The sequence below is a fragment of the Halobacillus ihumii genome, from assembly GCF_902726645.1.
Classification (GTDB): Bacteria; Bacillota; Bacilli; order Bacillales; family Halobacillaceae; genus Halobacillus_A; species Halobacillus_A ihumii.
Map to the genome: position 1 here is coordinate 1,032,714 of NZ_CACVAO010000001.1, position 22,058 is coordinate 1,054,771.

Genomic DNA, 22,058 nt, shown 5'->3' on the forward strand with positions numbered 1-22,058 from the left:
TAACACATTTGCATGGTACAAGTGCCAAATAGTTCCACCTCAGGTCATCCAGAAAATGGTACAACCGAGAAAAAAGCCTGAACACGGTGTGTGTCCAGGCCTTTATCAGCTTTGCTTAGATAAACATACTAATGATCAATGACACTCCAAAACCAACAAAAGCAATGATCGTCTCCATAACTGTCCAAGATTTCAACGTATCTTTCTCGGACATCCCGAAGAATCGGTTCACCATCCAGAAGCCTGAGTCGTTCACATGAGAAGCAATTGTCGCTCCTGATGCAATCGTAATAACTAGAAGTGCAAGCATCGGACCACCAATTCCAAGTGAATCGATCACTGGAGTGATTAAACTCGCAGCTGTTACCATCGCCACGGTTGCTGAACCTTGAGCAATACGTACAGCAGAGGCAACAAGGAAGGCAAAAACAATAATAGGCATGTTCAAGTTATTCATCGAATTTGCCAAAACATCACCAATTCCCGTTTCAACGAGCACTTGTCCGAACACACCACCTGCTCCGGTAATTAAAATAATAATACCTGCAGGCTCCAATGATTTCGTCGCTATTTCTTGAATTTCCTCTTTAGAATATCCACGGCGCGTTCCTAGCAGATAGAAAGTCAGTAAAGCAGTGATTGTCAATGCAACACCAGGGTTACCGATGAACGTAAGCACAGTCAGTAATGTACTATCCTCTGCCAGCATTACTCCTCCAAAAGTGTTTAACAGAATAAGAAATAAAGGTAATAGAATAAGAACAGCGATCATGCTGAAACTAGGAAGCTCTTTATCGTATTCCTTCCCCTTCGCTTCTTCTACCATATTCTCAAGCATCACTTTCGGCACTTCTACATGGATCTTTTTAGAAATATACGTTCCGAAGATAGGTCCGGCAATAATCGCAGCCGGAATACCGGCAATTAGACCAAATAGAATGACCCAGCCAATATTCGCTCCTAATAAGGAAGCTACCGCGATTGGTCCAGGAGTAGGCGGTACGAAACTGTGTGTAACCGCTAAACCAGCAAGCAACGGAATACCATAATACAGCAATGACTTACCAGTTTTTTGGGCTAAACTGTATAAGATAGGTACTAGAATTACAAATGCTACATCTAGAAACACAGGAATAGAAATAATAAAACCAGTTAGTACAAGTGCCCAGTTCACGCGTTTTTCTCCGAATTTGTTCATCAGCGTCAGTGCTAATCGTTCAGCGCCGCCAGAAACTTTCAATATTTCACCAAACATAGCACCGATACCGATAATAACCGCAATCTCGCCCACGGTTCCTCCCATACCTGCTGCTACAGCTTCAAACACTTCGGCAGGGCTCATCCCAGCTAAAAGACCAATAATATAACTAACAACAATTAAAGCAATAAATGCCTGTAGTTTCACGCGGATAACTAGGAATAATAGTAACGCGACACCAAAAGCTGCCAGTAAAATCAACCCAGTTGTAGACATGTAACTTCTCCTCCTCCGTTGGTTTTGTTACCTTATATTTTTTCTAAAGGAATTCGGTAGTTGAAGTCCAGACTTACCATTCTGCGAAAGTACCGTCCTTATGACGCCAGATTGGATTCTTCCATTGATGTCCTTCTTCAGATGCTTGTTGCACACGTTCCTCGTTAATTTCAATACCAAGGCCAGCGCCCTTTGGCATTTTCACTGACCCATCCTGATATTCAAATACCGTCGGATCAACTAGGTAATCCAGCAGATCGCTCCCTTTATTGTAATGAATACCGAGACTCTGCTCCTGGATGATGCAGTTCGGTGTGCACGCATCAACTTGCAGAGAAGCCGCCAAATTAATCGGGCCAAGCGGCGCGTGTGGAGCAACAGCCACATCAAACGTCTCAGCCATGGCTGCAATTTTCTTCGCTTCAAGAATTCCCCCGGTGTGGGACAAGTCCGGCTGGATAATATCTACCACCCCATCCATCAGCATTTGTTTAAATCCCCAGCGCGTATAATTACGCTCTCCCGTCGCGATTGGAGTGGTTGTATGGCTGGCAATCTCTTTAAAAGCCTCGAGGTTTTCAACGAGTACTGGCTCTTCAATAAACATCGGGCGGTACGGTTCAAGTTCCTTCACTAAAATCTTAGCCATTGCCTTGTGAACACGGCCATGAAAATCAATCCCAATTCCAAAGTCATTGCCGACAGCTTCTCGAATTGCGGCGACTCGGTTTACAGCTGCATCAACCTTCGAGTAACTATCTATATAGTTCATTTCTTCGGTTCCATTCATCTTGATCGCCGTAAATCCAGCTTCAGCTTTTTCTTTCGCTGCAGCACCTACATCTTGCGGACGATCACCGCCGATCCAGGAATAAACTTGAATTTCATTCCTGACAGCCCCTCCTAGCATTTCATGGACAGGCATATCGTAAAATTTCCCTTTTATATCCCAGAGTGCTTGCTCAATACCTGAAATCGCACTCATCAGGATCGGGCCGCCACGGTAAAAACCACCACGATATAGTACCTGGAAATGGTCTTCTATGTTACGCGGGTCTTGACCCACTAAGTACTCCATCAACTCTTCTACACAAGCTGCTACTGTATGGGCACGCCCCTCAACCACGGGCTCACCCCAGCCGCTAATTCCTTCATCTGTCTCGATTTTCAAAAACAACCAGCGAGGCGGCACTTGGTAGAGTTTAAAATTAGTAATTTTCATGACCATTACACATCCTTTATTGCTTCTACGAATTGTTGAGCCTTAGCTGTAATCTCCTTTAGTGACTCTTCATTAAGTGGCTGCTTAAGGTTTACGAGAGCACTTCCAAGCCCTGCTGCTACAGCTCCCTTTTCAAAATACTCACGGATATTTGACAGATCAACACCGCCCGTTGGCATCAACGGAATATGAGGGAGCGGTCCATGAACATCTTTTATATAGCCAGGCCCCATCGTTCCAGCCGGAAATACTTTAATCAGATCAGCTCCATGTTCATACGCTGTCAAAATTTCGGTCGGTGTCATAGCCCCAGGGATACTTACAACCCCATAACGCTTTGTCAACTGAATCGTGTCACGATTTACAGTCGGGGAAAAAATGAACCGAGCCCCTGCCATGATCGCGGCTCTTGCTGTCTCAGGGTCCAGCACAGTACCAGCACCTACGATCACTTCATCACCTAATTCGTCGTTCACTTGGCTAATTAACTCGTTTACCTGAGGGGTATCTGCTGTGATTTCTAAGATATGAATGCCCCCATCATTAAGAGCCCTCGCAATGGGCAGGACCTCTTCGCCTTTTGCACCGCGTATCACAGCTACCAGCTTGTGTTCCATCATTCGCTGTAATGTTTCAGCCATATTGGCCAGCCTCCTTACCTTTCTACATCATCTTTATCCGTTTGGTTAATAAATCCTATTAGTCTATCTCTCTCAGGCAACCCTTCGACATCTCCATCAGCCATCGTTACCATAGCACCGACAGCATTGCCGCGTCTGACGGCTTCTTTGACATCGATTCCATCAATTAGTCCAGACAAACAGCCAGCTGCAAAGCCATCCCCAGCCCCAACCGGATCAACAACTTGCCCCACAGGGAATCCTTCTACAATGCCTTTTTCTTCATTGGAATATAGATAGGCCCCAGCCTTACCGAGCTTGAGAATTACAGTAGCTGGTCCAAGATCGTAAAATGATTTAGCTAAAGTTTCAGGATTTGATTTCCCGAAAATAAATTCGGCCTCATCTATTCCCGGCAGCACAATATCAGCCTGTGCAGACAGCTCACGCAGAACCGATCTTGCTCGATCCTCACTCCAGAGTTTCCGTCGTAAATTTGGGTCAAAAACGACTTTCACATTATTTCTTTTTGCATAATCAACAGCTGTTAAAACGGTTTCATAACAGTGCTCACTAAGCGCTGGAGTAATCCCCGTTACATGGAGGAACTGAGCGCGAGAAACATAAGATTCGTCCAGATCAGATGCCGACATCCGGCTCGCTGCTGAATCACGCCGATAATATTTCAGCCTCAATTCACTGGGCGTTAATTTTTCCTTAAAATACAACCCTGTTGCCGCTGTCTCATCAAACGTTACCTGACTAACATCAACACCTTCTCCTCGAATAAAGGACTGAATTCTTTCACCGAATTCATCATTTCCAAGCCGGCTGATCCAGCCAGCCTTATGACCCAGCCTTGATAGTCCGATGGCCACATTTGATTCAGCGCCGGCTATCTTTGAAGAAAAATCACCAGCATAACGCATCAATCCTGAATTTTTAGGGGTGAATAATACCATCGTTTCCCCAAGCGTAATAACATCCATATAACCCCTCCTTTCTAATAACCCGTCTGCTTAGAAATTGCCGCTGCCGTTGCTGACAGCTTTTCTACAATATCTGATTGATGTGGATATACTCGATTTTTAGGACCTGCAACACTAATGGCTGACACCATCTCTCCCGCCGCATTGAATACTGGAGCTGCCAAACAATACAACCCGCCTTCATTTTCTTCATCATCAATGGCATAGCCCTGTTGGCGAAATTCTCTTAGCTGTTCACTCAACTGAGCTTGGTCGGTAATGGTGTTTTTTGTAATCGCAGGCATATCCATTTCCGAAAGTATGTTAGCGGTTACTTGTTCCGGCAAAAAAGCAAGGAAGGCTTTACCGAGCCCCGTACAATACATCGGTTTCCTCATTCCAATCTGGGCACTCGTTCTGACAGATCGATAATTATCAACCTTGGCCACATAAACAAGCTCCTTCTCCAACATAACCGCCATAAAAACAGTCTCTTCCACGTTTTCCATTAATTCCTGAAGGTAAGGCTGTGCTTCAGCATTGACATCCAATGTTTCCAGCGCCCTTGTGCCGATTTGGATTAATTTCGGACCAAGCTTGTACGTTTTCCGTTCTGTCCCGGTCAAAAAACGCCTCGCTTCCATCGTCTGGAGCAAATTAAATGTACTGCTCTGGGGCAAAGACAGTCTGCCAGCGATTTCTTTAAGCGTTAATCCTGAAGGGAAATCCTTCAGTAAATCGAGAATATCAATTACACGATCAGCCGATTTAACCGTCATTTCTCTACACCTTCCAAAAATTCATATATGTGAAATCGTTTTCTGTATGTGAATCTTTGTTAATGTTAGCATAATAAAACGCTTTCATCAATCATAAATTCATTTTTAATTTCTTTTCTGATTTGTTTAGAAATTTGGCTCCAATTACACCGATTCACAATCATTTTTTATACTGCGTACTTTAGTCATCCCTATCATTAATCATACTTCCGCACAGTTTAGGGTAGACTTTTTTCCTAATCACGTTATAATTTAACCTAAAGATTCGTAATATAGTAAAGCATGAATAGAGGACAAATTTTGTTTATTACCCCACCCTCACAAAACTCTCCTTGTAGATCACAGCCAGAAACTACTCTGGCCTTAATTCTAATCCGTTATATAATCTTGTAGTTTTTAGAGTTTAAAGGTAGAATACAAATAAAACGCTTTCTTTTATTGAAAGAAGTGGTACTTTTGTTTTAAACATATTGGTTGATGAACGGCCAATATGATTTAAATATGAAAAAAATAAAACTAAGGGGGTATTCTTTTGAAGAAAAGAACTTTATTTTCATTAGTACTAGTCTTAGCTATCGGCATGATTTTAAGTGCCTGTGGCGAAAGTGGAAATGGCGGCGGCACCGACAGCGCTGACAGTGGCGATGGTGGAGAAGCCGTCACAAACCTGACAATGGGTACAGGTAGTGTAGGCGGTGTCTACTATCCATTAGGGGGAGAAATGGCGAACCTTTGGGCAGATAATATTGATGTTGAAGGGTTTGACGTAAGTTCCGTAGAATCCGGTGCATCTGTAGAAAACATTGCCAAGATTCAATCGGGTGATTTCCAGCTTGGAATTGCCCAAAATACAACCATGATCAATGCAACAGAAGGTAAGGGAGAATTTGAAGGTAAAAAGATGGATAATGTAGGAGTTATTGGTTCTCTTTATCCTGAAGCATTGCAAGTTGTTACATTAGATTCAACTGGAATCGAGTCCATTGAAGACTTAAAAGGCAAGCGTGTTGCCATCGGCCCACCAGGCGGAGCAACTCGAGAAGCAGCTGAGCTTGTTCTTTCTGCATATGGAATTGAAAAAGGCGACTATACAGCTTATGAAGAAGGATTTGGAGACGCAAAAAGTAAACTGCAAAACGGTACAATTGATGCTTCCTTCGCTGTAGTCGGTGTTCCTTCATCTACTACTGACGAGCTGGCTGCGGCAACTGGAGAAGTTAAATTCCTGAATATTGAAGGAGAAGCTCTTAAAACAGTAACAGAGAACAGCCAATACGAGGCTTATACAGTAGAACCGGGAACTTATGAGTGGCAGGATGAACCTGTTCAAACCGTTACAGCTATGGCTTTACTATTAGCTTCAAAGGATCAGGTCAGTGAGGACTTAGCTTACAAGTTAACAAAGACACTTTATGAAAAAGCTGGTGACATGACGATCGCTCAGGCTAAATTAATTACTAAAGACAGCGCGTTAACAGGTGCTAAAGGTCTTCCGCTTCACCCAGGTGCTGAGAAGTACTTTAAAGAGGCAGGAATTATCGAATAATAGTAGTTGGCGTAAGAACCGGACTTGATGTCCGGTTCTTTCACCTCACTACTATTTTTTACAGTGAAATGGAGGTTGAACAGTGGCTGCACACGATAATAAAGAAATCGACAAACATGAATTGATGGCCAAATATGATAAAGAAAGTGCTTTTCGTACAAATTTAGGAGCGTGGGGATGGATCACGCTAATCCTCGGTGGAGCTCTTACAATTTTCCAACTTTACACAGCGTTTAGAGGCGCCTATGTATCTATGATTCAGGGTGCAATTCACTTAGGGGCTGCCTTGTGCTTGGTGTATCTCTTATACCCAATTAAGTCCTCTATGACCAAAAATCGCGGTGTTCCCTGGTATGATGCACTCTTAGCGATTGCTGCATTATTTGCTAACTATTACATTATTTATAACTATGAACGATTAATTAATGAAGCAATCATTTTTGGTTTTACTTATCTCGATCAAATTGTTGCTACAGCAGGTATCATTCTATTACTTGAAGCAACCCGCCGTGTAGTCGGGCTTCCGATCGTTATCATTGCGATCGCTGCTTTGCTTTACGGCTTGTTAGGTCAATATATTCCCGTTATCGGACATGCCGGCTATGACTGGCCAACACTGGCAACTGAAATGTTTTACAGTTCCAGTTCTATATTTGGGATTCCGATTCAAATTTCATCGACTTATATTTATTTATTCCTCTTCTTTGGTGTCATTTTAGTCAAAACAAACATCGGCCAGTTCTTTAATGATATTGCTCTGCGTTTAACAGGACGCTATACAGGCGGCACAGCAAAAGCAGCTGTAGCAGCCAGTGGTTTGCAAGGAATGGTTAGTGGTAGCTCTGTAGCCAATACAGTAGGCTCTGGTTCCTTCACCATTCCCATGATGAAAAATGCCGGATTTAAGCCGCATTTTGCGGCGGCATCGGAAGCTTCTGCCTCGACCGGAGGACAAATCATGCCCCCAATCATGGGTGCTGCTGCCTTTATCATGGCCTCCTATACAGGTATTCCTTACAATGAAATCATTGTGATTGCCATTATTCCAGCGGTGCTTTATTTTGCCGGTGTCTTCTTAGGTACGCACTTCGAAGCACGTAAACAAGGGATTATGGGACTTAAAAAAGAAGAACTTCCGAAAACCAAAAACTTGGCCAAGCGAATTGACCTATTTTTACCGCTGGTTATCATTATTGGTTTTTTGCTTATTGGTTACACTCCAACCTATGCAGCATTATTTGCGATAGGTACTGCGTTTGTCATTAGCTTTTTCCGTAAAGAAACACGGATGTCCTTAAAAGGGACTATTAAATTGCTAGAAGAAGGTGCTCGAACCGCATTACCTGTAATCGCTGCCTGTGCGACGGCAGGGATCATTGCAGGAACCGTAACTACAACGGGTCTTGGTCCTAAAATTGCAGGTGGAATTATCGACCTGGCTCAAGGACAATTCTTCTTAGTTATGTTCTTTACGATGATTGCGTGTATCATTTTGGGTATGGGTCTTCCTACAACAGCAAACTATGTTGTTACAGCAACAATGGCGGCACCTGCTTTATTAGCCTTTGATGTCCCAGTTATTGCTGTTCACATGTTTGTATTCTACTTTGGTATTGTGGCGGATATCACTCCACCAGTTTGTTTAGCAGCGTACGCTGGAGCAGGTATCGCAGGGGCGAACCCGATGAAGGCCGGGGTCACAGCTGTCAAACTGGCTATTGCCGCCTTTATCATTCCATACGTTTTTGTTTCCCAGCCAATTTTACTCTTACAGGGAGATGCAAACGTCTTAAACGTGTCAATTGCCGTGGTCACTGCATTACTCGGTATGGCCAGTATCAGTGCAGCGATGATTGGTCATTTTGTCAGCAAAGTCAATTGGCTTGAGAGACTTCTCTTATTCGCAGGCGGATTACTGCTTGTCTATCCAGACTATTTAATCTCAATAATCGGTCTGGCTATCTTCGGTGTAGTGGCAGCTATTCAATTTGCCCGCAACAAGAAAGACGGCCCTGGACCACAGGAAGCGACTACCTCATAATGTTTATCATTTTATAGAAAGTAAAAAAGCAGGGGCTGTTCCAAAATTATGGAACAGCCCCTGCTTTTCATTTTAATCCGTTCGCTCCTTCATGCGTGGAAGCAGCAGAAAAAATAAGGCAAAAATAAGCAATAGAACAATCAGACCAAGTAAAATCGAAAGGCCAAGTTGATTTCCCTGTGCTGTATCGGCTTCATCTTTTCCTGATAAACTGCTGCTCTCATCCTCTTCGGCTGCTGCAAATAAATCCAGTCGATCAGCTTTCCCTTTAATCGAATCATCCTCCGTACTACTGTTGGAAAAGAGAATGTTTTTTATTTCTTGATAAGTAGCTTTGCCCCCACTTTCAAAGGTCAGATTCATGACTTCCTCCGGCAAAGATTCAATTCGTTGAGATTGATCGTCCGAATGACGATCAATCTCTAAAATAATTCTCTTTTCTTCATAGTAATGAGGCTCTATATTTAATTCCCCTTCATCGGCATTAACAACGCGGGGCAGTAAAAACACTGCGATCGCCATTAGGAAATAAAGATTAAGCTTCTTGAATGTCATCGGTCTCTTCCTCTTTACGCTGAAGGTATTTCACGATATAAGGAATAGCTCCAGCCAATACAGTGATCAAAGCCAGCACAATAACGGCCGGGTAAAAACTTGATTGATCTCCATATTGAATGGACATGTAGACTTCAGAAACAGGATGATTAATACTAAAGTTAGGCAAAATCACATTTAATAGCGGTGTGACGAAAAAGACCACTAACAATATGCCTGTAAACCAACCTAGGAATGGTCCCACTGAAAAAGCCAATCTAACTAAACTGGAACACATAAATAACACTAATACTGTGAACACTGTCCACTTGATAGATTCGGTTTCTCCTAAGGAATAAATGTTTAATCCGTAGATGCTGATGATTAACCCTACAGCTATGTTTAGCAGAAGGAATAGAGACAAGTTAACCAGTGCAGGCACATTGGAATAATAATTGACGAAAAATCCAATAATTAACCCACTAATCAATACAATGATCAGCATGACCACAGGAGAAACCGGTGTTTCCTCCGCTTCATCCGTTGCAGATCCTACTACATTAACAGGACTGGACAAGTAATTGTACACATAACTATTGACTTGGCCGTCCACCATCGTGTTATCCAAAATGTCATTCACATCTTCTTCAACCATTTGCGTAGCATTCACGTTTGTGGCCCACTTCGAGTTCAACGTATCTGCCCGCTCTTGTACAGATCCGATCTGTTCTTGCAAGTTGCCAGTATATTCAATGACAGTAGACTGTCTTTCTGACAGAGAATTTACGAGTTCAGCAATTTGATCAACGGAACCTACTGTCGACTGGCGCGTTTCAAGAACGATTTCACCTTGCAATTGTTCAATCGGCGGAGGCTCTTGTTCGATTTGCACAATGTCCTCTTGGATCGAAGCAGTGATTTCCTGACCCGTTTCTTGGATATTAGCGAGAGCTGCTCTCATTTCATCTTGCTGTTCTTTTATAGCTGAATCGTACTCTTTCATTTGGGATAAAATTTTATCTGCATTTTTTTCTGAGCTTGATAATCCATCTTCGACTGTTGTTAAGCCTTGCTCTACGCTGCTCAAATTTTCATCAACGATGTTTTCTTTCGGATCACTTACCTCAGGATTCTCTGGGCTTTCTTCCTTAGGTAGTGATTCAATTTGGTCAGCAATGACTTTCATACTAGAAGCATAATCAAGGTGTTCAGAATACCTTGTCAAAGAACCATAGTATGAAGCTAGAGCTATGAGACTATGGTTACCACTTACTCCCGCGATTTCTAAAGATGGATCCTTAGCCAAGACCTCCCCTACCATGCCATTAACTAGATTGTTCATTTCCACTAGGGCCCCGGAATTTCCCGGCATTTCAGCCAACTGATTCACTAAAGAAGTGTATTGATTGAATAGCTTCTCGTAATTCTCTTTAAGTTTCGCGGAATTATTACTATTACTTACACTTTGATCAACCTTGGCAAGTTTAGTATTTAAAGTTTCAATATTAGTTAGAATACCGCTCCAGACATCCTGATCCTCCGGAGGCTGCTCTTTTCCTGGTGCAAAGTAACCCAAGTTTTGTTCAAGAGTGGTCAGGATTCCTTGCATCTGTTTAATCTCTTGCAGGGTTTGATCTCCTCCTCCAGGTAAACTGTCTGGAGGTGTTGGAGTAAAATCGCCAGGGGGTTCTGGTTTCTCTGAATCAGAACCGGAACTATTCAACACCTTTGCATAAGTATTTATAACCTCTTGCCTAAGTTCATCCCTTTTAACCTGGAGATTACTAACTACATTATTAACTTCCTTATTTACATTTGTAAGAATCTCCTGCTGCTTATTAATGAGTTCTTCCTTCTTTTCTAAAAGCTCTTCCTGTGCTTTTATAAAACCCTGCATCTGGTCCACATTACTTTGAACAGTTCCAAAACTATTTTGCAAGGCCTCATTCCTTTGTAAAAGAGAACCTAGATTAGAAGATACAGAAGAAACATTAGCCTGCAATCCCGTCTCCTTCGTAGTCAGCCGTTCACTAAGAATCTCCTGCCCTACAGATTGAACACCTTCCTGCAGGCTTGCGTTGAGAGTATCTCCTTTGTTCTGAACCAGTTGAATGTTTTTATTGTTCGTTTCTAAGAATAGTTGTTTTTGCTGCTCTTGATATTCTTGATAACGTTCCACGTTGTTTAAGAAAGACGTCACCTGATCCTCAGTCGCTTGCAGTGACTCCAATGAACTAGAAGAGGTATTTTCTGCCGTTTCTACAGTAGAAAATAAATCTTTAAGCATGTTTCGCTGTCTTTCAATTTCTTGGGCGATATCTTGAGAATTTGGTGAGTAAAAACTGTACATTGTTTGCTGAAATGCTATTTCCCGCTCCACAATGGTATCGAACTTTTCACGTAGATCGGCAATCTCTTGTGAAACACTACTCCAGTATAAAGAAGAAATTTCTGCATTGATGATTTTACCAGCTGATTCTAATGCATTTTTTACTTCTTCCTGATTTTTCACTTCTAAATTCGGTTGAATCTCGTAATCGACCGAAGCCCTAGTCGGCTGTTGTTCTTTGTAGGACATCACATGCTCAGAGAAATTAGACTTCACATGGAAAATAGCGTCATACTCTCCATCTGCAAGTCCCTCTTGAGCTGTGTTACGACTAACTGTTTCCCACTCATAATCAGTCTTTCCGGCCACTAATGCTGTTAGATCCTGGCCAAAGGTTACAGGTTCACCTGCAACCTCTGTTCCATTATCTTCATTGACGAAGGCGATTTTACCCGTTGCTTTTTCACTTTCTTGCAGTGGATTTTCACCAATGTAATTAAAGTATAAAGTGGGTAAAACGAGAATCGACACCATGACGATGACTAACTTTATTGTACTCCCTTTATTTTTCATACGTTCACTCCTACTGACTCACATGAAGGAATTTGGATTTTTCGTTCTTTTCCATTGGAAATATAGTAGCCATATCCTGGCTGGATTTCGGCTTCTTTTCGTGAAAACGGTAATGTAAACAAGCTTTGCTCTGATTTCTTCATAAGCAGAACGGCCTGACGAATTTGTTTCAATTCATTGGATAAAGGATCAAAGCCTTTCGTAAATTCATTGATATTGCCAGCGACAATTACCCTGAATCCTAAGTGACTGTACTGCTTCATCAAGGAAGCGATTTTACCTTGAATCGTGCTGTCGATCGTCTGATGGAATCTTGACATGCTATCAACGAGCAAATAAATCGGCCCGTGATGGTGATCGTCATGCTCAGATTGATTATGAATCTTATTCAAGAATGCTTGTTCTTTTTGCATCAGCAGCTGTTCTACATGTGCCAGCCAGTCCTGAATGTTTTCTTTTGTTTCAAGATAAGACACATTCTCTTCTTTATTGAAGGCAGATAGACCGCGGTCTGTTCCGTCAAAAATGGCCATCGAATCTACCGACTGGTCGAGCAGCTGCCGGATGATGATACGAAGTACATTCGTCTTCCCATTACGTGATTGCCCCGTTACAACACAATGTGATGTCAGATCAATAGCAACCGGTTTAACAGATTCTTCATCCAGTCCAACAGCTACTTGATCTCGCGAAGGTGCCGTCACATAGGACTCAATAAAGGTATCGTATTCCAGACGAGTCGGAAGCATTGGAATAGGCTCCGGCCCCTTGTTGTCTTGACAGCTTTGTTTAATATCCTGAACTTGCTCTTTCACATGATTAAGAACGGCAAGGTCATCTTCACCATGAGCGGGCAGGAATATATGGGTTAAATACGATTTCTCTTTATTGATAATCGCTCTCCCAGGCACAGCTTCCACCTCATATGGCGTACGGCCTACTAATGAATACTTCTCTGAAGCATCCATCAAATAATGGATCACTTTTGTTTTTAAATTATTCATTAGCGGCTGACGAACCGAATTGATTCGGGTAGCAGTAAACAGCATAAAGATGCCAAGTGTTTGCCCATCTCTGGCAAATTGGATAAACTGATTTTCCAAGTCCTGCAATTCTTCCTTCACCAAGTCAAAATTATCAATTGTAATAAAAATGGTTGGCAGTTTTTCTTCGGACAGCTGGTTATACAACCGAATGGAACTGACTTCTGCTTCGAGAAATAGCTGTTTACGCCGTTCAATTTCCGACTTCATTAAATTCATGAACTTTTCAATTTTTCTATGACTGTCATAACGGAAATAATCAGCAGTGTGCGGCAGTTGCCTCAGTGGTAACAGGGCACCATTTCCGAAGTCAAAAATGTAGTAATGAAGTTGTTCCGGACTGTACGTTTTTGCAAAATCAAGTAACAAAGTCATCGCTGTAGTAGATTTTCCGAAGCCTGGAGACCCAAAAATCCCGATGTTTCCGTCATCCATAAATTCATAGATATAAGGATTCTGACTTTGTTTCTCCGGCTCATCTTTATAGGCGATGGCAAATTGCCCCTCCGCAAGTTTGGTCTCTTTTTCCCTGAATAATCTAGCAGGGAGCGGTGGCAGCCATGGACTTGCTAATTTTTTAATCCCCATCGTTTCCTGAGTGTTTGAAATTTGTTCTACCGTTGCTTCGATTTCAGTAAGCTTGCGAGCAGGTTTCTGATCAGCTGGCGCTTCAACATCAGAAACACGAATGAGACCTAAATCAGTTACAATTGAGACTTCATCTTCTCCTTCATATGTATCTAGTTGATAAGGAGCCCCACTCCATGCTGATTGAAACAGCTCATAAATTTCATTGTTCCCTACTTGCAGATAGCCGCGCCCCGTAACCTTTAAGTCAGCTGCATCCGTATTTTTCAGGATTTCCTTACTATCATTAGCATCCTGAACCTGCAAGGCGATTCTAAACCTGGAGTTACTCCAAATTTGATCATCGATAATTCCCCCGGGTTTCTGAGTCGCTAAAATCAAGTGAACCCCTAAACTACGACCAATTCGTGCTGTACTCACAAGCTCGCGAATAAACTCCGGTTCTTCATTTTTCAATTCAGCAAATTCATCAGATATTAGGAACAAATGCGGCAATGGGTCGGACGCTTTGCCTTCTTTATAAAGGTTCGTGTAGTCATTAATGTGATTGACTTTATATTTATCAAACAAAGTCTGGCGCCGCTTAAGCTCACTGTTGATCGAGGCTAAAGCACGCGTACTAAAGTTTTTGCTTTCATTAATATTTGTAATCGTACCCAGCAAGTGTGGAATGTTTTCAAACGGCTGAGCCATGCCGCCACCTTTATAGTCAATTAATAGAAAAGCTACTTCGTGCGGGTGATAGTGAACGGCAAGTGACAAGATGTACGTTTGCAACAATTCACTTTTACCAGACCCCGTTGTACCTGCAAGCAGACCATGTGGCCCATGTGCCTTCTCATGCAGATTCAATTCGACTATATCTTCCTTACCTTTTAAGCCGATTGGAACGGCTAGGGATTTAGAAGACTGGTTAGTTATCCAATTTTGCTGAATGGGCAATTGGTCCGCTTCCTTTGCACGCAGCAGGTCTAAAAAGGAAACAACTTCTGGAATGGAATTATTAATTCCGGTCTGATGGTCCAGCGAGTGCAGCATTCTTGCATAAGAATCATTTCCTTCATGATGATGCGAATCTAAACTGAATGGCTTATGAGCCGCCTTGCCTTCTTCAATTAATATTTCTCCTTCTAGATCATTCACATAGCGAACCAGCGTGTGAATGTGGTTGGATAAGCTTTCTTTTGTTTCGGTCGCGAAAATGATCGAAATCCCGAGGTTTTCAGCTTCACTTTCTAAGTACTCCATAATGACATGTTCTGAAATTAATTGTTGATTCGTCACAATGAAAATCAGATGTGGTGTGAAGATCTTTTTGCTCTTGTCTTCATCCAGATCGCGATCTCTAACCATAGCATAAATCGACGAAAGCAGCTGATCCCTCGTTTTTTCGTTATAAATCATACCTTTAGCGAAAGATTGAGGAAGTTGAATATGAGGAAGCCACTTCACCCATTCCCATTCTTCATACTCATCTTCGTCAAAAATGGTGATAAACCGGACATCATGATAACTATGGAAAAAAGCAAGCTGGCCGATTAGCTGATGAATCTCTTTTCGGACAATACTTTTCTTACCTACCATTCCTAAAGGACCTTCAGCAAGCCTGATGGATAGCGGAACATTAGATAAATAACTATACGCTTGAACCATTTGCTGCGACTTCTCAAGAAGATCATCGATTTCACGATTCGCGAAATCCCCCGACCCTACAGATACTTCATAACTTGAAGGGACGGTGGCCTTACCAATTCTTAATTCTAAAAAGTCTTCACTTTCCAGGGTCCGCTCCCAAATTCGATCACTAACATAAGAGGTCAAATACTTCATTCGCTCAAATGAAGGAAAGTGATAGAACAGCACCTCTGTCTGCTTTTCTCGCAGCGATTGCAGTTCTTCCCTTTTTTGCTCCAAGTAATTGTTATAAACCCGGTGACGTTTTTCTTCTCGTTCCTTTGTTCTGCGACGTTCTTTAAAATATTGAACGGTCGAGGTGATTAACGTCGTCGTAAACATCATGATTGAAATGATAATAAAAATACCTCGAGGAATAACCAATGCAACAATCCCCATGACAATCAACATGACGAGCGGCGGTAAAATAATCAGCCATAACGAGCGTTGATTGTCATCTCCTTCTTGTCCCGGAAATGAAAACGTTACCCTATCATCAGGAAGATCAAAAATCATCCGAGGTGTTCTACGGTATTGTGGATATTGTTTTTTCATTTCCGATATAGGCAATTTTGAAGCAGGCAAGCTGCTTTGATGCCCCTCTTCACTAACAACCTGCAACATATCTTCATCCATAAACGAAAGCGTTAAGTAAGGAAAGAATATAACATCCCCTACTTTGATGTTCGTTTTCCCTTTTACTTGATGGCCGTTAACATATACACGTTCAGTTGACGCTGCCTCTAATATCCAGCCACGTTTTCTCCGAAGAAACCTGAATCCAACAGGGCCTTCTTCTTTTTGAACAGGATCCTTTTTGATCATGGATGTAGCAAGAGACCCTACCGTCACCTCATCATGCTGGCCAACATAATAAGTATCAGCAGATGTACTGCTTGATGTATGAACAATTGTTAATGGATCAGAGTCTGCTGAAATCGTCCATTGTTCCCCAACTGCCAGCTTTCCATGCAGGTTCTCGCCCTGGATAACGTTTAAATGACCATCCTGCATGCCTTTTTGTACGGTAATCGAACCTTCTTTTAACTCCAAGTCCCGTAAAGAGATATCACACTGGTCACTTTTCCCTACGCTCAGCTGAATTTCTTGGTCGTCATGGAGGGGATGACATTGATATTGATTTTGATAATAAATATATAGTTGACTCATTACATTCTCTCCCTGAACGAGTTATTCCTTATTATTCTGCTGCTCTTCACTGTTAGAAGAATTCTGGTCAGATTGTTGGTTTTGTTCCTCCTGTTGCTGTTGTTCTTGTTCCTTTACATACTCATCCAGCTCAGTCTGGATACTGTCCAGTTTCTGTTGTTTTTCTTCTCCTGAAAGGCTGTCATTATCTTTGACATCCTCTCGCAAGTTCAACAGTGCAAACATAATGAGATCACGATCCTCAAGCGACCTGGCCAGATCAACCGCTTTTTCGTTCATACCGCGTCCAACATGAATCCAATATAGGAAATATCGATTATCCGATTGAAGTGTGATCGTATTCTGAATGTTCTTCTTCTGCTCAGCGGTAAGCGATTCATTTACGATATAGGAAGTAGCCAGCTGAAACTGCGTAACATACGGCATACCTTCAGCATCATAACCATCTAATGTCTCCACCACTTCGCTATAATTACTATTTAAAAAGAATTCACTAGTCTCTATGTACGCTTCTTGTTTAGGCTGAATAAAAAAGATCGAATAAACCGTAAATACGAGAATAGGAACGAGCAGAACGATGCTTCCAATTAACATATACTTACGAATCTTCCACTTTTTCTTTGGTTCTTTAACCAGCTCTTTTTCTTTGTTTTCAAGACTGCGAATATGACGTCCAATTAATTCACGTAAGGTATGGGTATCCTCAGCATACAATATTTCTTTTACCTCATCGGACAACTTCAGGGTATCCCTGTATTTCAAGTACCTTTCAAAACTTTGCGACCCATCAACAGCCGCTGACACTGCCGCTTTGAGTTCTTCAAATACCCGCTCTTCCTCCTTCTCATAAGGAGGAAGGCTCTCCGTCACACCGTAATGTAGAAAATAGGGTGTCATACTTGAATCAACGACAATATTCTCTGGGCAAATCAGTAAGTTTAATCTATTCAACTGGTGATCCTCTACTTTTTTGACCAATTGATCAGCAAATAGCCATTTAGCATACTCCTGCTTTTTATGTATGTGCTTAAAATCGATAAACGATGAAGGAATATGTACGGTTATGTTTAACTCATCTTCATCCATTTGAACTTCCTTAGTTAATTCATGATCAGCATCACGAATTAATTCAATTTCAAGCTGATCCTGCAGTCTAAGCCGAGCTCTTTGAAATGTAATAAGAAAAGAATCATCCCGCTTCTCCAGAACGGCTTCCGTTTTTTCATGAAAATAGGATTGTTTTACATCTGACATTGCACGCTGCTCCTTTTGAATGCTTACAAAATTTCTAATTTATCTCCAGAAGTGATGCCACTCTCTTCCAAAGTGACATTTCCAGCACAAACCATCTGCTTATTCACCACACGCACCCAATCCCCGTCGCGAGGAGGAATGTCTAATTGGGAAACCTGCCAAACGATATCGATTAATCTCTTTACCGTGGAACGGCTGGATAATCGTAATTCCAGTTCTTTCTTATGATAGTTTTGTAAATTGATAGATACTTGGATGTACATAGGGGACTCTCTCCCTTCTATTCAAGGCCTTCTACGGTATAATCAATGTTATGTTCTTCTGCCAGCTTTTCCATGCCCTTTTTATACTCATTAATCGTCGCTTGGGCGTCGGCTATTTGTCGATTCGAGCTATCCATAAGAGCTTGATCTTTTCTTTTAAGTGCTTCGACAGCGTCCTCAAATCCATTAAGTTGTTTTTTCGCTCCCTCTAAATACTGTTGATGTAAACCTTGTAATTTCTTTGTTTCAGGTTGAATAATTTGAAGTTTATCTACTGCTTTCCTATATGTAGGAAGTATCTCTTCTTCTAATGCTTGTTTTAAAGTTTCGTCATTCGTGTAATTACTTCCTGTAACACTATGTAATCTCGTTAGTGTTTGCTCTTCTAACTCTCCAATTGGTTCAAGCTCTTCATTAACATAGTTGAGAAAATCATTTTGAACAGGTGTCGCGGATTCAGAGCAACCCGCGATAAAAAATATAAAGCATAATCCATAAACAATTCGGTTCCACATTTTCATTACCCTTTCAGATATTCTCAATTCTGAATTTTATTAATCTATAAATTTTATCACTTTATTTGTTGAACACCTTTTAAATAATTTTTCTTAAATCTTGGGTATATTTTCTTATAGATAAGAATAGCAACCGCAATACCAGGGACGGTTGAAATTAAAGCTAAGAAGCCATTAGGATGAACAATAACGCCAACCAGAATAAAATAAATTGTAAACAAAAAAAGAAAACTATATATAAAGAGAAATAATATGTTGAAGTAAACTAAACTTAATATCTTCGCTTTATTCCCCTTTAAAGTTTCGTTCTTGCTCAACTGCCAATTATTCTTAACTTCTTGGAATGAATTCTTAAAAGGTTCAATCATAAAATTCATGTCGTGAACATCCTTTAAATAAGTTTCTTTAACTCTCTACGAAAAGCGATTTCACCATCCGTTATAAGCCCTTGATGGACTACTTCTCTAATTTGACTATGATCAAAAAAAACATTCGTATCATTTGAAATATGACCTTGTGGATATGGACACGCTACATAATCCCATATTTTATCGTTATTTGCTTGCTCTTGCTTTCTTCCATAAATCATAACTGCCTGTTCTACAAATTCTAAGGTTACTACGGTTCCAATAGGCAATAACTCTTCACCTTTTGGAATGTTTAGCGAATTAAAATTCTCAGCCATAAGATAACAGTCTCCCTATTTTAAACTCTACTTAATTCTCTGATTCTGTCTCGAAGCTTATGCCAAGCCTGACACCAAATACAAAACGCAAATCCAAAACTGTTTCTTTACCGATTTTAGCTTCTCCCCCAATACTTCCTGCAGAGGCTCCTAAAGTGAATTTGGTATTAATATCAGTAAAAGGGATACCAATTATTGGGGACACTTCTCCCTCTACTACTGCTGCTTTAGCAGCTACCCCAATTGAGGAATTATCTACTCCTGCATATGCTTTAGCATTTCCGATGGTTCCTCTAACTTCGATTCCTGAACCCCCTACAAGATTGCCGACGTAATCCAGATTACTGTCTAGCTGTGTTCTCCCATGCCAAGTAATGCCTGAAGCTTGGGCTTTAACTAGTGGTAAAACTGACTTCCCACCTATGCTGGCTTGACCATCTAATTTAAGAATATCCTGTCTTAGGGTCCCATCCATAACGTTAGTATTCCACTCACTTCCAGCATAAAGACCGGTAAAGCTACTGGATCCTCCAATTTGATCATCGGTTTGAAGACCATTTAACCCCTCCCAATCATGGCTGCTTTTTCCGAATCCAGTTCCGACCAAAAAGCCTTCTCCGACGTCTTCGCTTTGCCCTAAAAGAAAGTCATCCTTTGAAGACAGGTCGGTTTCCGATTCTTTACTTATTGCTACATGTTTAAAAACTACTGTATTAAAGTAATTGAAACTATCAAATTTATAATTTGAGTTCGGACTAATCCAGTTGTTAAAACCGGTATATCCATAATTTTTGAAAAAAAGCAAAGATGTTGTCATTGTTGGTATTTCACTATTATTTCTTGGAAAAACTGGGTGATAATGATGTAAGGCAGACAACTGGTTAGAGTCATAATTTGGGATTGATAACTGACCAAATTGAAACTTAGAATTTATGATTTCTACAAAGTTAATCATCCATTCTATATCTGTTTGTATAGGTCGGAGAGCAGCAGATTGCTGCTGGTCAAACTCGTATAACTTTTGAACTGTTACATTAATTGACTGTTCTGCTTTCCTAACTTGCTCAACCATCACGTTTTCATCAACTGAGGGAACTGCTACTATGTCTTGAATACCATCTATCGTACGGTTCGCATCTTGTATTATACCTGAGCTCATAATTATAAGCTGGCTTAATCCCTGTTGCAGTGATCCTTCTATAAATGACTGATCAATATAACCTTGTTCATGAGGTTCTAAGCTATTTAATGAAGAGTTCATTTGATTTAACACTATTTCATATTTAGATAGAAAATTATTCATAAACTGTAGGAATGGCTGATGACATTCTTCATAAAAAGAACGAATAGATGAACCGCCTCTACCACCAAATGACTCCAAATGCACTAACTGTTGTACAGCACTCTCAATGTTAGAAAAAGAAGCTTTCAAATCTGCTAAAATTCCCAACAAATCATTTATGCCATTATGAAAAGAGCTTACATGCAACGTTTTCAATTTTTAGACCTCATTTCATCATAGAACCAGCAACGGTTTCATCAGTAGCTAACAATGTTTCAATAGATTGTTTAGTAGCACTCTCATTATTTATTAGAAGAGTTTTATAACTATTGATTAATTGTGCAAGGCTAGAATTTAGCTCATTAAGTTGATCAACAACATCTAGCCTGTTCTGCCCTGAGACATCCTTTATAGATGGTGGTGTAAGAGATTGAGTTGCAGTTTGAAGATTGGACAAGGCTTGTTCCACATCGCTAACTCTTAGTTTTATTTCATTACTCAACGAATTCACTACCCTTCATTTTTATTATTACTGTCGATCAGAATTCGCTATTTCATACCTTACGGAATTAATCCTTTGCTCATAAAAAGATAGGTCTAGTTGTAGGGTATTTATTTTGTTGTTAATGATATTCAATACATTTGAAAACTGATTATAATCTATAGATCTATACTGGGTTAATATGCCGTTTATTCTTATATTTTCAAACTCGTCGGTAAGTTGGCCAGCCCATGTTCCAGGAGCTAATTCCGGACGAAGGCAATTCTTTTGTTGACTGGCGAACTCTTCTCTATAACCATCTAATGTTCTCTCAGCTTCTCTTAGTCTTTGCAATTCTTCTTGTTTTTGAGCCTGCAAACGATTGTAATAGTTTAATAGATCAATTAGCATTTAAGTAATGCCTCCTAAAGTCTAATACAGTTCCTTATACTTTCTTTACATACTGAATTAATACAAAAAGAAAGTACAAGGAAAAAGCACCGCAAAAAGGGTGCTTTTTCCTGTAAAGTCATTAGCCGCGAATTTGTCCAGCAATTTGCTGATCTGTATCTTCTAATGTAGTAGCTGTGCTGTTCAGCTGTTGGGAAACCTCAGCTAGCAATGTGCTCATTCTTTCAAATGAAGGACGCAGCTCCTGATACTGAGAAGCAAACGCTTCACTTGAAGCACCTTCCCAAATTTCTTGTAACTGGCCGCTCATGCCATCCAAACGTGAGATCAATTCTTGTACATTAGAACTCTCTGTATTATACTGTCTAGCAAACTCTCTAAGTTCATCTGGTGTCAAACGAATATTATTCGACATAAAAATCCACTCCCTTTTCCAGTTTGTTTTTATGTTACCCTTGATAATTTTACCAGTCAATTGATTATATGCAATCAGTAATAATTACCCAGACACTTTATGAAATCACACCTAATTACAGCTACTTTATTACCATGTAATTACATTTTTATCTATCCAGAAAATATCAATATTCAAGGGGAAAATTAAGA

Annotated in this window: 19 protein-coding genes; 2 read left to right on the forward strand and 17 right to left on the reverse strand. The window is 40.8% G+C overall.

The window, feature by feature from the left end; genetic code table 11:
- Nucleotides 1–115: 115 nt before the first annotated feature.
- The 5 genes from G6R08_RS05305 to G6R08_RS05325 all read right to left on the reverse strand — a co-directional run bounded on the left by G6R08_RS05305 (nucleotide 116) and on the right by G6R08_RS05325 (nucleotide 5,063).
- Nucleotides 116–1,474: a GntP family permease gene (locus tag G6R08_RS05305; protein ID WP_163527024.1), complete on the reverse strand. Its 1,359-nt coding sequence runs from the start codon at nucleotides 1,472–1,474 to the stop codon at nucleotides 116–118.
- A gap of 73 nt (nucleotides 1,475–1,547) precedes the next feature.
- Nucleotides 1,548–2,696 (reverse strand): galactonate dehydratase, encoded by a 1,149-nt coding sequence (gene dgoD / locus G6R08_RS05310; RefSeq protein ID WP_163527025.1) that lies wholly within the window; start codon nucleotides 2,694–2,696, stop codon nucleotides 1,548–1,550.
- Nucleotides 2,697–2,701: 5 nt separating this feature from the next.
- Entirely contained in the window at nucleotides 2,702–3,337 is a 636-nt protein-coding gene (locus tag G6R08_RS05315; protein ID WP_163527026.1) for a bifunctional 4-hydroxy-2-oxoglutarate aldolase/2-dehydro-3-deoxy-phosphogluconate aldolase, read from the reverse strand.
- 14 nt (nucleotides 3,338–3,351) lie between these two features.
- Nucleotides 3,352–4,305: a sugar kinase gene (locus G6R08_RS05320; RefSeq protein WP_163527027.1), complete on the reverse strand. Its 954-nt coding sequence runs from the start codon at nucleotides 4,303–4,305 to the stop codon at nucleotides 3,352–3,354.
- Between the two features lie 14 nt (nucleotides 4,306–4,319).
- Nucleotides 4,320–5,063 carry an IclR family transcriptional regulator gene (locus G6R08_RS05325; RefSeq protein WP_163527028.1) on the reverse strand — a complete coding sequence of 248 codons (744 nt, stop codon included), beginning with the start codon at nucleotides 5,061–5,063 and terminating at the stop codon, nucleotides 4,320–4,322.
- A gap of 532 nt (nucleotides 5,064–5,595) precedes the next feature.
- Between G6R08_RS05325 and G6R08_RS05330 the strand changes: the two genes are divergently transcribed.
- Nucleotides 5,596–6,609, forward strand: coding sequence for a TAXI family TRAP transporter solute-binding subunit (locus tag G6R08_RS05330; RefSeq protein ID WP_163527029.1), 1,014 nt, complete (start codon nucleotides 5,596–5,598; stop codon nucleotides 6,607–6,609).
- Nucleotides 6,610–6,733: 124 nt separating this feature from the next.
- Complete coding sequence (locus G6R08_RS05335) at nucleotides 6,734–8,650, forward strand: TRAP transporter permease (RefSeq protein WP_163531123.1); 1,917 nt, start codon at nucleotides 6,734–6,736, stop codon at nucleotides 8,648–8,650.
- A 72-nt stretch (nucleotides 8,651–8,722) separates the two neighbouring features.
- On the opposite strand, the gene essA is transcribed toward G6R08_RS05335, so the two are convergent.
- The 12 genes from essA to G6R08_RS05395 form a co-directional block, all read right to left on the reverse strand.
- Nucleotides 8,723–9,205 carry a type VII secretion protein EssA gene (essA, locus tag G6R08_RS05340; RefSeq protein ID WP_163527030.1) on the reverse strand — a complete coding sequence of 161 codons (483 nt, stop codon included), beginning with the start codon at nucleotides 9,203–9,205 and terminating at the stop codon, nucleotides 8,723–8,725.
- A complete protein-coding gene (esaA, locus tag G6R08_RS05345; protein ID WP_163527031.1) occupies nucleotides 9,186–12,086 on the reverse strand; it encodes a type VII secretion protein EsaA in 2,901 nt (966 codons plus the stop codon). Before esaA ends, essA begins: the two co-directional genes overlap by 20 nt.
- Complete coding sequence (essC, locus tag G6R08_RS05350) at nucleotides 12,083–16,561, reverse strand: type VII secretion protein EssC (RefSeq protein ID WP_163527032.1); 4,479 nt, start codon at nucleotides 16,559–16,561, stop codon at nucleotides 12,083–12,085. Before essC ends, esaA begins: the two co-directional genes overlap by 4 nt.
- Nucleotides 16,562–16,582: 21 nt before the next feature.
- Entirely contained in the window at nucleotides 16,583–17,815 is a 1,233-nt protein-coding gene (gene essB / locus G6R08_RS05355) for a type VII secretion protein EssB (RefSeq protein ID WP_163527033.1), read from the reverse strand.
- Between the two features lie 23 nt (nucleotides 17,816–17,838).
- The gene (gene yukD / locus G6R08_RS05360; protein ID WP_163527034.1) at nucleotides 17,839–18,078 is read right to left on the reverse strand and encodes an ESX secretion system protein YukD; all 240 of its coding nucleotides are present in this window, start codon (nucleotides 18,076–18,078) and stop codon (nucleotides 17,839–17,841) included.
- A gap of 17 nt (nucleotides 18,079–18,095) precedes the next feature.
- A complete protein-coding gene (locus G6R08_RS05365) occupies nucleotides 18,096–18,593 on the reverse strand; it encodes a hypothetical protein (RefSeq protein ID WP_163527035.1) in 498 nt (165 codons plus the stop codon).
- Between the two features lie 56 nt (nucleotides 18,594–18,649).
- Nucleotides 18,650–18,970, reverse strand: coding sequence for a hypothetical protein (locus G6R08_RS05370; protein WP_163527036.1), 321 nt, complete (start codon nucleotides 18,968–18,970; stop codon nucleotides 18,650–18,652).
- A 14-nt stretch (nucleotides 18,971–18,984) separates the two neighbouring features.
- A complete protein-coding gene (locus G6R08_RS05375; protein ID WP_163527037.1) occupies nucleotides 18,985–19,278 on the reverse strand; it encodes a DUF4176 domain-containing protein in 294 nt (97 codons plus the stop codon).
- A gap of 31 nt (nucleotides 19,279–19,309) precedes the next feature.
- Entirely contained in the window at nucleotides 19,310–20,776 is a 1,467-nt protein-coding gene (locus G6R08_RS05380; RefSeq protein WP_163527038.1) for an LXG domain-containing protein, read from the reverse strand.
- 10 nt (nucleotides 20,777–20,786) lie between these two features.
- A complete protein-coding gene (locus tag G6R08_RS05385; RefSeq protein WP_163527039.1) occupies nucleotides 20,787–21,062 on the reverse strand; it encodes a YwqI/YxiC family protein in 276 nt (91 codons plus the stop codon).
- 27 nt (nucleotides 21,063–21,089) lie between these two features.
- On the reverse strand, nucleotides 21,090–21,452 hold the full coding sequence (locus tag G6R08_RS05390) for a YwqH-like family protein (RefSeq protein ID WP_163527040.1): 363 nt from the start codon (nucleotides 21,450–21,452) through the stop codon (nucleotides 21,090–21,092).
- Nucleotides 21,453–21,573: 121 nt separating this feature from the next.
- Nucleotides 21,574–21,867, reverse strand: a complete 294-nt coding sequence (locus G6R08_RS05395) for a WXG100 family type VII secretion target (protein WP_079527526.1) — start codon at nucleotides 21,865–21,867, stop codon at nucleotides 21,574–21,576.
- Nucleotides 21,868–22,058: the final 191 nt, after the last annotated feature.